The sequence below is a fragment of the Rhodococcus sp. MS16 genome, assembly GCF_013277795.1.
Classification (GTDB): Bacteria; Actinomycetota; Actinomycetes; order Mycobacteriales; family Mycobacteriaceae; genus Rhodococcus_F; species Rhodococcus_F globerula.
Map to the genome: position 1 here is coordinate 136,180 of NZ_VBTM01000011.1, position 13,552 is coordinate 149,731.

Annotated in this window: 11 protein-coding genes; 8 read left to right on the forward strand and 3 right to left on the reverse strand. The window is 61.3% G+C overall.

All coding sequences use genetic code 11. The features are described from left to right. Positions 1 to 54: 54 nt before the first annotated feature. Positions 55 to 1,527 (reverse strand): AMP-binding protein, encoded by a 1,473-nt coding sequence (locus tag FEZ60_RS23220; protein ID WP_172937091.1) that lies wholly within the window; start codon positions 1,525 to 1,527, stop codon positions 55 to 57. Between the two features lie 115 nt (positions 1,528 to 1,642). After that, positions 1,643 to 2,530, reverse strand: coding sequence for a LysR family transcriptional regulator ArgP (locus FEZ60_RS23225; protein ID WP_172937092.1), 888 nt, complete (start codon positions 2,528 to 2,530; stop codon positions 1,643 to 1,645). A gap of 74 nt (positions 2,531 to 2,604) precedes the next feature. Here FEZ60_RS23225 and FEZ60_RS23230 point away from each other — a divergent pair, with 74 nt between their 5' ends. From FEZ60_RS23230 to FEZ60_RS23240, 3 genes are all read left to right on the forward strand, one after another. Continuing rightward, positions 2,605 to 3,225 (forward strand): LysE/ArgO family amino acid transporter, encoded by a 621-nt coding sequence (locus FEZ60_RS23230; RefSeq protein ID WP_172937093.1) that lies wholly within the window; start codon positions 2,605 to 2,607, stop codon positions 3,223 to 3,225. Positions 3,226 to 3,428: 203 nt separating this feature from the next. Continuing rightward, the gene (locus tag FEZ60_RS23235) at positions 3,429 to 4,976 is read left to right on the forward strand and encodes an FAD-binding protein (RefSeq protein ID WP_172937094.1); all 1,548 of its coding nucleotides are present in this window, start codon (positions 3,429 to 3,431) and stop codon (positions 4,974 to 4,976) included. Between the two features lie 99 nt (positions 4,977 to 5,075). After that, positions 5,076 to 6,398, forward strand: a complete 1,323-nt coding sequence (locus FEZ60_RS23240; protein ID WP_172937095.1) for a ClC family H(+)/Cl(-) exchange transporter — start codon at positions 5,076 to 5,078, stop codon at positions 6,396 to 6,398. A 46-nt stretch (positions 6,399 to 6,444) separates the two neighbouring features. Here the strand turns inward: FEZ60_RS23240 and FEZ60_RS23245 are convergent, their stop codons facing one another. Continuing rightward, positions 6,445 to 7,815, reverse strand: coding sequence for an NAD(P)/FAD-dependent oxidoreductase (locus FEZ60_RS23245; protein ID WP_045065538.1), 1,371 nt, complete (start codon positions 7,813 to 7,815; stop codon positions 6,445 to 6,447). A 123-nt stretch (positions 7,816 to 7,938) separates the two neighbouring features. On the opposite strand from FEZ60_RS23245, the gene FEZ60_RS23250 reads away from it, so the two are divergent. The 5 genes from FEZ60_RS23250 to FEZ60_RS23270 all read left to right on the forward strand — a co-directional run bounded on the left by FEZ60_RS23250 (position 7,939) and on the right by FEZ60_RS23270 (position 13,544). Continuing rightward, complete coding sequence (locus FEZ60_RS23250; protein WP_045065541.1) at positions 7,939 to 8,829, forward strand: LysR family transcriptional regulator; 891 nt, start codon at positions 7,939 to 7,941, stop codon at positions 8,827 to 8,829. Positions 8,830 to 8,922: 93 nt separating this feature from the next. Beyond that, positions 8,923 to 10,386, forward strand: a complete 1,464-nt coding sequence (locus FEZ60_RS23255; RefSeq protein WP_172937096.1) for an aldehyde dehydrogenase family protein — start codon at positions 8,923 to 8,925, stop codon at positions 10,384 to 10,386. 23 nt (positions 10,387 to 10,409) lie between these two features. Beyond that, the gene (locus FEZ60_RS23260) at positions 10,410 to 11,519 is read left to right on the forward strand and encodes an NAD(P)-dependent alcohol dehydrogenase (protein WP_172937097.1); all 1,110 of its coding nucleotides are present in this window, start codon (positions 10,410 to 10,412) and stop codon (positions 11,517 to 11,519) included. A 120-nt stretch (positions 11,520 to 11,639) separates the two neighbouring features. Next, on the forward strand, positions 11,640 to 13,151 hold the full coding sequence (locus tag FEZ60_RS23265; RefSeq protein ID WP_242484777.1) for an MFS transporter: 1,512 nt from the start codon (positions 11,640 to 11,642) through the stop codon (positions 13,149 to 13,151). A 45-nt stretch (positions 13,152 to 13,196) separates the two neighbouring features. Beyond that, positions 13,197 to 13,544 (forward strand): hypothetical protein, encoded by a 348-nt coding sequence (locus FEZ60_RS23270; RefSeq protein WP_172937098.1) that lies wholly within the window; start codon positions 13,197 to 13,199, stop codon positions 13,542 to 13,544. Positions 13,545 to 13,552: the final 8 nt, after the last annotated feature.

Genomic DNA, 13,552 nt, shown 5'->3' on the forward strand with positions numbered 1-13,552 from the left:
TGACGGATCAACTCGACGCACGTCATCGAGTTATTCGGGTATTACGGGATGTGGCTAGCGAGCGGGTTCGACGCTCAATGCTCGCCGCATTCCAGGTTTGTCGATCTTGCCCACCGGGTTTCGGGGTAGCGCGTCGACGACGTAGATCGCCACTGGCAGCTTCACGCGAGTGAGGAGCGCCGTGACATGTTCGAGCAGTTCGTTTTCCGTGACAGGCGAATCCGGATACGCAACAACATAGGCAACAGGTACCTCTCCGTAGACCTGGTGCGGAGCCCCGATCACAGCGGCCTCCAACACGGAAGGGTGCGTGGCAAGCGAGTTTTCGATTTCCTTGGGGTAGATGTTCTCTCCTCCCCGGATGATCATGTCTTTGATGCGGTCGACCAGAGTCAGGTAACCATCCTCGTCCAGAAACCCGACGTCGCCCGTGTGCAACCAACCGTCCACAACAGTTTTGGCTGTCTCTTCCGGTCTGTTCAGGTAGCCACGCATCACGTTGGCACCCTTGATGATTACTTCGCCCGCGACACCACGCCGAGCAAGAGTCCCGTCGTCGGCGAGGATCGCAATCTCTTGCCCGGGCAACGCAGGGCCGACTGTGCCGAGTTTGCGAATGCCGTCATAGGGATTACACGCGGACGCACATGTTCCCTCGGTCAGTCCGTAGCCTTCCACGATGACAAAACCGAACCGTTCCTCGGCGCGTTCGAGCAGTTCCTTACTGATCGGTGCGGCGCCGCAGACACCTAGTCGCAACGACGCCGTGTCGAGCGTTGCACCTTCGGACTGCGAGGTCAGCATCGCGTAGATGGCGGGAACGGCGGAAAAGTAGGTGGGCCGCAAGCGTGCCACGTCGTCGAAGAACCTTGATACCGAGAACTTTCCGGTGATACTGACCTGACCGCCGACGATCAGCGGGGCGAGAACGCTCACGCAAATAGCATTGACGTGAAACAGGGGCAGTACCAGAAGACAATGGTCCGCTCCCGTGATGCCGATGCTGCGCCCCATCGACGACGCCATGAACTGCAGGTTGGCATGGGTCAGAATGACGCCCTTGGGGGTACCCGTAGATCCGCTGGTGTAGATCAAGAGCGCAAGGTCTTCCTCCGCGACGGCGACGTCCGGCAACGGTACGGATGGTGGCGCAACAGCCAGATCATCGACGCACAGCACTGCGCGTCCACCGTTCGGTGCACCCAGTCCAGACGTAACAACCAGTTGCGCACCGGAATCCATGATCTGATAGTCGGCCTCATTGGCCGTGAACATCGGATTGATCGGTGTCGCAGCGGCGCCGAGTCGCCAGGCCGCCATGATCGCCGTCACCAACTCGACTCGGTTGGGAAGCATGATCGCAATGACGTCACCACGCCCGATACCCCGGCTTGCGAGTTGCGCCGCAACAGCTTCTACGCGATCGGCGAACTCCGCATAGGTCAGTTCGCTTCTGTCGTCACGAAGGCACGGAGCGGATCCGTACTTCCTTGCCAGATCGGGGGCCAGATATCCGATGTCCACCACGTGAGTCAGCACCTTTCATTGCATGTGACTCAGAACACTATCGGCGATCTGGGGCCGAAGAAACGGTCGCGGAGGCTCAACTTGCCCAATTTCTTTGTCTCCGGAGCACAATCGGTCAGGCACTCGATTGAGGCAAGATTTCCTGGGCACGAGCAGCAACGGCGTCGGCGATTCGCACCAAGATGGGCGGCGACAACTTCCACTGCTGCCAGAACAGCGGCACGTCGTAGACAAAATCCGGATCGAACCCGATCAGCGTCTCCGCCGATTCGTGACTTTGCAGATCAGGCAACAGACCCCAGCCGTAGCCCAGTCGCACCGCATCCGAAAAACCCGCAGACGAGGGCACCTGGTGACGAGGAGGGTCAACGGGGTAGCCGACCTTCCTGCGCAAGTACCTGTCCTGCAGCAAATCCTTGCGGTTGAACACCACCACCGGTGCAGCTGAAAGTGCTTCTGCCGTAACACCGTCCGAAAACCATCTGTCACAGAATTCGACGCTTGCCATCGGCCGGTAGCGCATGATGCCGAGCCGGCTCGACGTGCACCCTTGAATCGGCGTCGCCGCCGAGGTTACTGCCGCCATCACCGACCCGTCACGGAGGAGATCGGTTGTATGGTCCTGATCGTCGAGATGAAAGTCGAAACTCGCTTCGGCCGTGAAATCTGCAAGCACCTGAAGTACCCACGTGGACAACGAGTCTGCGTTGACCGCAACCGAGATACGAGCCAGAGAGCCCTGTTCGTTGTCAAGACCCAACTCGCGCATGGTATCCCGCGAGAGAGCATCTATCTGACGGGCCAATCGCAGTACCTCGCGCCCCGAGTCGGTGACCTGAACCGGCTTGGTGCGTTGCAGCAGAATCCGGCCCACCGCACGTTCGAGTGCTTTGATCCGCTGACTGACTGCAGATGGCGTGATGTGCAGTTTCCGAGCAGCCGCGTCGAATGTTCCCTCGTCTACCGCGGCGTGGAGCGCTTTCAACTGCTCAATGTCCAGCATGATCTGAAGCTACTCTTATGTGGCTTAAGAATCATTAGCTGGACTGCTGATTATTCGACGGCCAGGCTGGTGACATGCTCAGCAATAGTGACCCGACGTCCGCCGTCGTCGGTTTTGGTGTCGGACTCTCGTTGATCGTTGCGATCGGTGCCCAGAATGCGTTTGTACTTCGCCAAGGCCTGACGCGCTCGCACGTACTCCCGATCGTGACAGTCTGCGCCGTTTCGGACGCAATTCTGATTCTCGCCGGCATCAGTGGAATTGGAGCCATTCTCGAACACGCACCGTCACTGATGACTTTCGTTCGCGTTGCCGGTGCGATTTTCCTACTCGGCTATGCAGTGTTCGCAGCCAAACGTGCCGTCCGGCCGCAGACGTTGGCGCCCGATCAACACGGCAACGGATCAAGGCTTGCCGCCATCACTATGGCATTGGCTCTCACCTGGCTGAACCCACATGTCTACCTCGACACCGTGGTACTGATGGGTTCGATTGCCAACGGCCGCGGCGAGATCGGACGGTGGTGGTTTGCTGCCGGCGCCATCACCGCCAGCGCACTCTGGTTTGCCGCTCTCGGTTACGGCGCACGTCTGCTGACGCCACTTTTTGCCAAACCCAATGCCTGGCAAGTTCTCGACGCCATTATCGCCGTGATGATGACGACCCTCGGGGTCAGCTTGCTCCTGGAACTCTGAACACGGGCGGGCTGAATTTTGTATCCCGTTCACTGGAACATCGACAACCGCACGCGGGTGAGGCCGTGCTTAAAATCACCTTACGTCGACGTCGAGGACATCACTGACGACATGGTTTCCCGCTTCGCATCTGCACAACCAGTAGCTTTCCGTGCGCGGAAGAACCCACCTGGAAAACCGGCGTAGCCGGGAAAGGCTGAATGATGATGAACTGGAACGAAGAATATGACGTGCTGGTGGTCGGTTCCGGCGGCGGCGGCGTCACCGGCGCCTACACGGCGGCTCGCGAGGGACTGACCGTCAATCTCATCGAGGCAACCGACAAGTTCGGCGGCACCACCGCATATTCCGGCGGCGGCGGCGTCTGGTTTCCGTGCAACCCGGCGCTGCAACGCGCGGGTACCGACGACACCATCGAGGACGCGCTCGAGTACTACCACGCCGTAGTCGGCGACCGTACTCCGCGCGAGTTGCAGGACACGTACGTCCGCGGCGGCGGACCCCTGATCGAGTACCTCGAGCAGGACGAAATCTTGAAGTTCGAAATGCTCCCCTGGCCCGACTATTTCGGCAAGGCGCCCAAAGCCCGCCTCGATGGACAACGACACACCATGCCCACCCCGCTCCCTGTCTCGCAGGCGCCGGAACTGCGGGAGGTTGTGCGCGGCCCCCTCGACTTCGACCGTCTCGGGATCCCGCAACCCGACGACTTTTTCATCGGCGGACGAGCACTGATAGCCCGCTTCCTCAAAGCCATCGAAAAGTATCCGAATGCGAAGTTGACCTTGAACAGCCCGCTTGTCGAGCTTGTGGTCGAAGAAGGAGCCGTCGTCGGCGCCATCGTCGAACGCGATGGACAGCGCGTAGCCATCCGTGCCCGCAGCGGCGTGATCCTGGCAGCCGGAGGTTTCGAGGCGAATGACGAACTGCGACAGAAGTTCGGGGTTCCCGGCCACGCCCGCGACACCATGGGGCCCGGAGCGAACCTCGGCAAAGCGCATCAGGCTGCCATCGCAGTCGGCGCTGACACCGACCTCATGGATCAGGCATGGTGGTCACCCGGACTGACCCATCCCGACGGGCGTTCTGCGTTCGCACTGTGGTTCACCGGCGGCATCTTCGTCAACCAGGACGGTGCACGCTTCGTCAACGAGTCGGCTCCGTACGACCGACTCGGGCGCGATGTGATCGCTCAGATGGAACAGGGCACCCTCACCCTGCCGTACTGGATGATCTACGACGACAAGGAGGGCGAGCGCCCGCCGGTGCAGGCACCGAACGTGTCGATGACAGCGACTGAAAAGTACGTCGACGCAGGCCTGTGGCACACCGCCGACACCCTTGAAGCCCTCGCCGAAAAGATCCGAGTACCGTCCGAAATACTGGTGGAGACAGTCGCTCGATTCAACAAGATGGTCGAAAACGGCGTCGACGAGGACTTCGGCCGTGGTGACGAAGCCTATGATCGTGCGTTCTCGGGCGGCGAACCACCACTGGTGACGATCGAGCAGGGCCCGTTCCACGCGGCGGCGTTCGGAATCTCCGACCTCGGCACCAAGGGCGGGCTGCGCACCGACACGGCAGCTCGAGTTCTCGATACGTCGCACAACCCGATTCCCGGCCTCTACGCGGCGGGTAACACCATGGCTGCGCCAAGTGGAACGGTCTATCCCGGCGGCGGAAATCCCATCGGCACCAGCATGCTCTTCAGCCACCTCGCCGTGCAGAAAATTCTCTCCGAGCGCGAGTAACGCACAGGCTGCCAGCGCACATGCGTTACCGTTCACACGACGCATGTTCCACGCAATTCACGTTTCGAGAGTTGTGACCGTCAGGTAGGACTGACCACGATGACCGCGGACGATATCGGCGACGAACCGCGTGAAGCCAGCCGCGGGTTGGTGCTGCTATGCCTGCTCGCGATCGTCGCCGGAGCTTGTGTCGGCTTCGTCGGTGGAGCGTTCCGGTGGTGCCTGCACAGGGCGGACAGTCTGCGCGAGGCGATTCTGGAATGGTCACATGGGATTCCCTATGTCGGCTGGCTTGTCCCCGTTGCACTGGTGGCGTTGTGCACAGCGCTTGCCGTCATGATCGTGCAACGCGTGCCACTGGCAGCGGGAAGCGGTATCCAGCATGTGGAAGCCGTCTTCCGCGGCGAGGCACAACCTCCACGTCTTGTCCTCGTGCCCGCAAGATTTGTGGGCGGCCTACTGGCGATCGGCTCGGGACTCGTGCTCGGTCGCGAAGGGCCCACCGTGCATATGGGTGCGGCGATCGGAGCAGAAGCAGGTCGGCGAGCCCGGCTTTCGGTACCGGATGTGCGACTGCTTCAAACATCCACTGCCGGAGCCGGACTTGCCGTGGCATTCAACGCGCCCATCGGTGGCGCTTTGTTCGTCTGCGAGGAAGTCACCAAATCGTTCCGGCTCCGCACCGTCCTTCCCACCCTGTTCGGCGTAGCGGTGGCAGTGGCATGCTCACGGCTGGTGATAGGTGATCGGCCTGACTTCGCGACCGGCACCGTCCCAAGCCCACAGATTGCGCTCCTACCGCTGTTTGTCGTCTTCGGACTGCTCACCGGGATACTGGGGATTTTCTACAACCGCCTGATTCTGGGCATGCTCGATCTTGTTGCGCGCCATCGTCGTATTCCGCCGACCGCCATCGGAGCGATGATCGGTGCCGTCATCGGCGTCGTTCTGTTTCTCAACCCGCTGGTTGCCGGCGGCGGCGATACAGTCTCGCAGATACTTGTCGGTGGACGCACCTTCATCATGCCGATTCTGTTGCTGTACTTGGTTGTTCGATTCTTCACCGGCCCGCTGTCCTACGCCGCAGGAACTCCCGGAGGCCTTTTTGCTCCGCTACTCGCCCTCGGCGCGCTCTGGGGTTCGTTATTTGCCGGGCTGGCAAGCTTCATCCCCGGCGTCGACGCCGGAGTTACCGTCGCGATGGCGATGGTCGGTATGGCCGCGTTCTTCGGCGCCGTGGTGCGGGCGCCGTTCACCGGCATTGTGATCGTCGTGGAAATGACAGCCGTCACTTCGGTGCTGGTTCCGATGCTCGCCGCCACCGCTGCCGCAGTCGTCGTCGCGACATTGGCCGGGTCAGCACCTATCTACGACAGTTTGCGCGAACGGATGCTGCAAGGCCAACGCCCACCTCGCGCGTAGCGAAGTGGGCGTTGGAAGAACCTGCGTTACCGGGCAGCCGCGAGAATCAGGCGGAGTGCGCCAACTCGGGTTCCTTTTCGAGCACCGGTGGAGCAGCCTCGATTTTCACCGGTTCCTGCGTGTAGTGGAAGTGCGGGCGACGGTGGCCGATGAAGGACCCGAACCAGGACATCACTGCGACATAACGGTTTCGGAAGCCCACCATGTACATGACGTGCACGGCCAACCACATGAACCATGCGATGGTGCCCTTGAATTCGATCTTCTTGCCTACCCGGACCACAGCGCTGAATCGGCTGATGATCGACATGCTGCCCTTGTCCATGTACTTGAAAGGCGTTCCGGCCTTACGTTTTCCATTGACAATCTTGGCAGCGTGACGGCCACCCTGCATCGCGACGGGCGACTGGCCCGGCAACCCGTTGAGCGAGGTCATGTCGCCGACGGCGTACACATTGGCGAAGCCACCCACGGTGAGGTCTGGATTGATGAGGAGCCGGCCGGCACGGTCGCTCTCGCAACCGGTTGCAGCTCCGAGAACTGCGGCAAAGTCGTTGGCGCGCACGCCGGCCGACCAAATTACGGTCTCGGCGTCGATACGCTTCTCTTCCTTGGTCGGGATCGACGACACCGTGACGCCATGCTCGTCGATGGCGGTGACCATGGTGTTGAGAACTACCTCGACACCGGACTTCTCGAGCGATTTCTGCGTGTATTCACTGAGCTTGCCACCGAAGGCGGGCAGTGCAACGCCGGCGCCTTCGACCATGGTGACAGTGACTTCTTCTGCACTGATGTTGTTGATAGCCATCGCGAAATAGCGTCGCGCCAATTCCTTGATCTGACCGGCCAACTCGACACCCGTTGCACCGGCACCGACAACAACAAAGCTCAGCAGGTTCTTGCGAGTGAGTGCGTCGGTGGTGGTGTGAGCCTCTTCGAAGCAGCGCAGGATTTGCTTACGCAGCAATTCCGCGTCTTCGACGGTCTTGAGCTTGTACGTGACCTCGGCAAACTCGTCGCGGCCGAAGTACGCCTGCGTTGCTCCTGTTGCTGCGATCAATGAGCGATATCCGAGCGTGTGCCGTTGGCCCGACGCCTCGTACACGATTGTGTTGTCTTCGGCATTGACCTCGACGACGCGTCCGAGACGAACATCCGCGTCGGGGAACTTCTGCAGGATGTTGCGGATCGGCGGAGCGATTTCGCCGGCCGAGAGCACGCCGGTCGCAACCTGGTAGAGCAGCGGTTGAAAGAGGTGCTCAGTGGTCTCGGAGATGAGGACAAACGGCGTCTTGGACTTCGTGAGCGTCTTCGCGGCAGCAAGTGCCCCGAACCCGGATCCGACGATGACGACCTGAGTCTTCTCGTGTCCCGTTGCATCCACATCTGCGCGACCCGCAGCAGTTCTGTCCACCACAAACTCCTAAACCAAATTGAAAGTATGACTATTACCGTATGGAACGGTCATAGGCTCAGTCCAGCTAGCTGCAGTATTCGCAAGACTGTTATCTGTTTTGCTCATAAGTAGGATGTCGGTATGGACTTTCGCCAACTCAAGTATTTTCTCGTCGTCAGCGAGGAACTGAGCTTCAGCCGTGCTGCCGAACGGTGCTTCATCTCCCAATCCGCCATCAGCCATCAGGTCGCGCGACTGGAAAAGGAACTCGGCGCGACGCTCTTCGAGCGGTCCACCCGGGCCGTGCACCTGTCACCGGCAGGCTCCCGGTTGGTGCCGATCGCCCAGCAGGTTCTCAGTCTCGAAACCATGGCGTACTCGGTGGCACGCGATCCCAGCGCACGCATCCGCATCACGGGAAACATGAGTTTTGCCGGTCAGACACTCGATGCGATTGCCCATGTGCGCGAACGACATCCGGACCTCGATGTGGAGTTCGTGATCAAGAGTTTTGCGCACCGAATGGACGCCGTGGCGTCGGGCGATGCAGACATTGCGCTTATTCGCGGCAGCGTCGATCGCCCCGGGCTCGAGCCTATCGACCTCGGCGTCGAAGATCTGCTGATCGTCATGTCGAGTCGCCACCCATTGGCCGGCCAGCAGAGCGTCGATCTGAATGACCTTGCCGCCTATCCGCTACTGCTGCCACCTCGCCAAAGCCAGGTTTTGATTCACCAGGTCGTGGAAGACGCGTTCCGGGAAATCGGGCGTCGAGTGCAGTTGGGTCCGGCAATTCCGAGCGATCACACCGCCACGCTCGACGTCATCACGAACCCAAAGGCCTGGACCCTCCTGTACTCGATCACCGCCGGCGAATCCCCGCGCGCCGGAATCAGCTTCATGCGAGAAGCTCACGGGCGCTTGCGAATCCCTGTCTCCGGCGTTACCCGCAGCGGCGCCACACATGTGCCGGAATTCAACGATCTGATTCAGGCACTCAAAGATTCCATGAACCCGTCTTTCACTGAGTGAAAGTTGGGTGGTCATCAGTTCCTTGGCAGAGCAGCGTGGTGAGTAACCATGTGATGCGGCCGAGCGGCGCATCCCCTTTTTCAAGGAGCGACCATGACGAGTTTGATGACCGAACCGGTCTGGGAATCGAAGATCTTTGCCGGAGAATGGATCGCCGGCGGGGCCACAGATCGCATAGTTGTCGAACCCGCAACAGGTAATCAGCTCAGCACAGTCGGCATGGCCACGCCTGACGATGTCGCTGCCGCAGCCACGAGGGCCGCCGCGGCCCAGAAAGACTGGGCAGCACGGCCGTACACCGAGCGAGCAGCCGTTTTGCGCCGCGCGGGTCACCTGTTCGAGCAATACGCCGACGAAATCGGTGAGTGGGTAGTCCGTGAGGCCGGCAGCATTCCGGCCAAGGCCGGGCTGGAAACCCACACCGCCGCTGAGGAGTGCTACAACGCAGCTGCCCTGGCCGCCCACCCGGTCGGGGAGGTTCTGCGTTCGGAACAGCCTCGCCTCAGCTTCTCGCGGCGCGTCCCCGTCGGAACTGTCGGCGTCATCGCGCCTTTCAACTTTCCGATCATCCTGGCCATCCGCGCGGTTGCACCCGCCCTCGCACTGGGCAATGCGGTGATCCTCAAGCCAGATCCACGCACCGCAATCTGTGGCGGCGTGGTCCTCGCCCGCATCTTCGAAGAAGCCGGCTTGCCCGCCGGCGTGTTCAGCATGCTGCCTGGTGGCGCCGACGCGGGTGAGGCCATCGTGGTTCATCCGAGCATCCGCGTCATCGCCTTCACCGGATCGACTCGCGCCGGCCGGGCAGTCGGCGAACTGGCCGGACGTCATCTCAAGCGCGCCCATCTCGAACTAGGTGGCAACAACGCCCTGATCGTGATGGACGATGTCGACCTCGAAAAAGCAGTGTCAGTAGGCGCTTTCGGCTCATTCATGCACCAGGGGCAGATCTGCATGACGACCGGCCGCCAATTGGTACACGAGAGCATCGTCGCCGATTACACTGCACTCCTCGCCGAGCACGCCGAGAAACTTCCGGTCGGCGACCCCTTCACCGGCCAGGTAGCGCTCGGCCCCATCATCGACGCCAAACAGCGCGACCACATCCACTCGCTCGTCACCGAAAGCATTGCGGCCGGAGCAAAACTGGCCGCAGGCGGAACCTACGAAGACCTCTTCTACCGACCGACAGTCCTGGCCGATACGCCACTCACAGCCCCCGCCTTTGCCGACGAGGTGTTCGGGCCCGTCGCCCCGGTGACGTCCTTCGCGAGCGTCGACCAGGCGATCGCCATCGCCAACAACTCCGAATACGGCCTGTCCCTGGGCATTCTGACCGCCGACGCCATGCGTGGGCTCGAAATCGCCCAGCAGATCCCGACCGGCCTCGTGCACATCAACGATCAGACTGTCGGCGACGAGGCTGTCATTCCCTTCGGCGGCATGGCATCCTCCGGCAACGGGGGTCGCGTCGGCGGCATCGGTGCCAACCTCGACGCCTTCACCGAAACACAGTGGGTAACGGCGCAGAGCACATTGCCCGTTTACCCCTTCTGACCCGAATAGAACAGGAGCGCAACATGACCCACGCGGCACGCGCGGCCGTTGTCGACAAGATCGGCGAACCCTTCACCATCGGCGACGTCACACTGGACACGCCACGGGCGGACGAGGTTCTGGTCCGCATCGTGGCCGCGGGTGTGTGCGGCACCGACCTCGGCGTTCAAGCCGGCCACATTCCCTTCCCGTTACCCGGCGTTCTGGGCCACGAGGGAGCGGGCATCGTCGAAGAAGTGGGCAACGCCGTCACCACGGTCAAGCCCGGTGACAAGGTCCTGCTGTCCTTCACCAGTTGTGGAACGTGCCGAAACTGCCGCACAGCACACCCCGCGTATTGTCAGGAGTTCTTGCCGCGCAATCTTATCGGTGGTAGTCGAGCCGACGGCACTGCCACGATCTCGCGAGGCGGCGAAGACGTGAGCGGCCACTTCTTTGCTCAATCCTCGTTCTCCACATATGCCCTTGCCGACGAGCGCGGCGTCACGAAGGTCTCCGACACCGCTGATCTCGGTCTACTCGCTCCGCTCGGATGCGGCATCCAGACCGGTGCAGGAGCGGTACTCAACATCCTGAAGCCGGAATCCGGCTCGACCATCGCAATCTTCGGTGTCGGAGCAGTGGGCATGGCGGCAGTCATGGCTGCAAAGCTGACGGGTGCGGAGCGCATCTTCGCGATCGACATCGTGCCGTCTCGCCTCGACCTGGCACGCGAACTCGGCGCCACCGATGTGATCAATTCGAAGGACGTTGACGCCGCAGCGGAACTGGACCGGATCAGCGGCGGTCTAGGCATCGACTACGCCATCGACGCCACCGGCAACGTCGCGGTGCTTGCGACTGCGATCGAATGCCTCGCTCCGCTGGGTACCGTCGCTGCCATCGGCGCTCCCGCAGCCGGAACCACTGTGGCGGTGGACGTAAATTACCTGCTCAACGGGCGCAAGTTTATCGGTGTCACGGAGGGCGACGCGGTGCCGCAGGTATTTCTGCCATCGCTGGTGTCGCTGATCGAGCAGGGGCGTTTCCCCTTGGAAAAGCTGGTGAAGTACTACCGGTTCGATCAGATCAACGAAGCCGCTGAGGGCATCAAGAACGGCAGTGTGCTCAAGCCGGTGTTGCTGTTCGACTGATTCCCAGCGAGCTTCGGTGAACACAACCGTTGACGGGATCAATTCCCCGGACCTACCATCCAGAGAAATTTACTTCGCCACATTAAATACATTTCTCTTGTAGTTCCCGAGAAGGACCCATTGACGAATACCGCTACGACGAACACTGCTGCCGCGAACTTCGCAGTCGAATCCATCGCACCCTCTCCGCGCCGAGAAGCGGTGATCATCGCGGCCCTGAGCTTGGCCGCGATGATCGTCTCGATGATGCAGACGTTGCCGGTTCCGATTCTCGGGCGGATCCAATCCGACCTGGGAGTCTCGACCGCCGGCGTCAGTTGGGTGACAACGGCCACGCTGCTGTCTGCGGCGGTTTTCACCCCGCTGCTAGGCCGCTACGGGGATCAGCATGGCAAAAAACGCACCCTGGTCGGCGTTCTTGTCGTCATGGTGATCGGTTCGATCGTCGCCGCGCTGGCACACAATCTGCCACTGCTCATTCTCGGTCGGGTTCTCCAGGGAACTGCAACCGCGATCTTCCCGCTGGCGCTCTCGGTCTTGCGCGAAGAACTACGGCCGCACAGGCTTCCCGGCGCAATGGCCTTGGTCAGTGGAACTCTCGCGTTCGGCAGTGGGCTGGCCCTTGTTGCCACCGGACTTCTCACGTCCGGCCCGGACGCCGACTACCGCAACGCCTTCTGGATGGCCACAGGATTCGCGGTGCTGGCCTTGATTGCCGTCATCACCCTGGTCCCGCCCACCACACACAAAAGCGGTGGTCGTGTAGACCTCATCGGTGCGCTGAGTCTGGGAGCGGCACTACTTCTGCTTCTGCTGTCGATTTCTCAAGGCCACCAATGGGGTTGGCGCTCACCCTTGACGATCGGCGTTTTCTTGGCCTCGATCGTGATGTTCGCAGTCTGGGTGTGGATCGAGAAGATCGTCGACGAACCTCTGGTCGACATGCGGATGTTCGTCCACCGCCCGGTGATGATGGCAAATCTTGCCGGCGTCGTGGTGGGTTTCGGCATGTTCGCAAACTTCCTCGGGATCTCGTATCTCGCACAACTTCCCCGCGATCTCACCGGCTACGGGTTCGACGCGAGCATTCTGCGTGCGTCGGTCGAATTCTTGCTGCCAGGCGCGTTGGTTTCCTTGATCGCCGCCCCGATCGGCGGTCGACTCATCAGGCTGCGTGGGCCACGCTTCGTCCTGGGGCTCACCGCGGTCCTCGGGGCGTTGCCGTTCGCGTGGCTGGCGTTCGACCACACGCACACCGCATCGGTTATCGGTGCAGGCATGGTGATCGGCGCCGCCCTCAGCCTCGGTTATGCAGCCATGCCCGCCATCATCATGTCCAACGTGCCACATCATCAGAGCGGCATCGCCAACGGCATCAACTCGATCTCACGTTCCACCGGAAGTGCCATCGGCAGCGCAGTGGTGACAACGATTCTGGCGTCGATGACAATTGCGAATCTCCCCGAAGGGGTGCCTGCGATGCCCAGTGAATCCGCCTTCACTGTCACGTTTTCGACCGCCGCCGTCGCCTTCGTTCTGGTGGGCCTGGTGGGGTGGCTGGGTCTGCGCCCGCCGCGTTCCCTTGCAGCTTCGGAGCAACGTGCCACCCCGGAGCAACCTCCCGCTAGGTGAGATCGAAAGTACCGCAGAGGATTAGGTACACCGTAGCCTGCGGGCATGGCAGGCGAGACGCTCTACGTGGTCGACCGGATCGTCACGAATCGCGGATGCGGGAAGAAGTTTGTCGACGAATTCCGTGCCGGCTACCTGCCTGGTGCCAGTCGTCGCGGCCTGACGCTCGACAACATACTTGTCAGTCCGCCGTTGTGGTCCGACAGCGAACCCAACGTCGTGACGATCACCTGGACCGTCGACGGAACCACCGGTTGGTGGGCAATGACTCGCCTGAGCCGCGGTGACACCAGCCTGAAGCAATGGTGGGATGCAATGGATCCACTCATCTCCGAGCGTAGTCGCACCATGGCCGCTGCAGCCGACGACGTCGAGGCACTGGCCGATGTATAACGTCACGA

Coding starts and splice junctions, on each gene's coding strand:
- FEZ60_RS23225 (WP_172937092.1), bottom strand. CDS start 2,530: ATGCTGGACATTGAGCAGTTGAAAGCGCTCCACGCCGCGGTAGACGAG.
- FEZ60_RS23230 (WP_172937093.1), top strand. CDS start 2,605: ATGCTCAGCAATAGTGACCCGACGTCCGCCGTCGTCGGTTTTGGTGTC.
- FEZ60_RS23235 (WP_172937094.1), top strand. CDS start 3,429: ATGATGAACTGGAACGAAGAATATGACGTGCTGGTGGTCGGTTCCGGC.
- FEZ60_RS23240 (WP_172937095.1), top strand. CDS start 5,076: ATGACCGCGGACGATATCGGCGACGAACCGCGTGAAGCCAGCCGCGGG.
- FEZ60_RS23250 (WP_045065541.1), top strand. CDS start 7,939: ATGGACTTTCGCCAACTCAAGTATTTTCTCGTCGTCAGCGAGGAACTG.
- FEZ60_RS23255 (WP_172937096.1), top strand. CDS start 8,923: ATGACGAGTTTGATGACCGAACCGGTCTGGGAATCGAAGATCTTTGCC.
- FEZ60_RS23260 (WP_172937097.1), top strand. CDS start 10,410: ATGACCCACGCGGCACGCGCGGCCGTTGTCGACAAGATCGGCGAACCC.
- FEZ60_RS23270 (WP_172937098.1), top strand. CDS start 13,197: ATGGCAGGCGAGACGCTCTACGTGGTCGACCGGATCGTCACGAATCGC.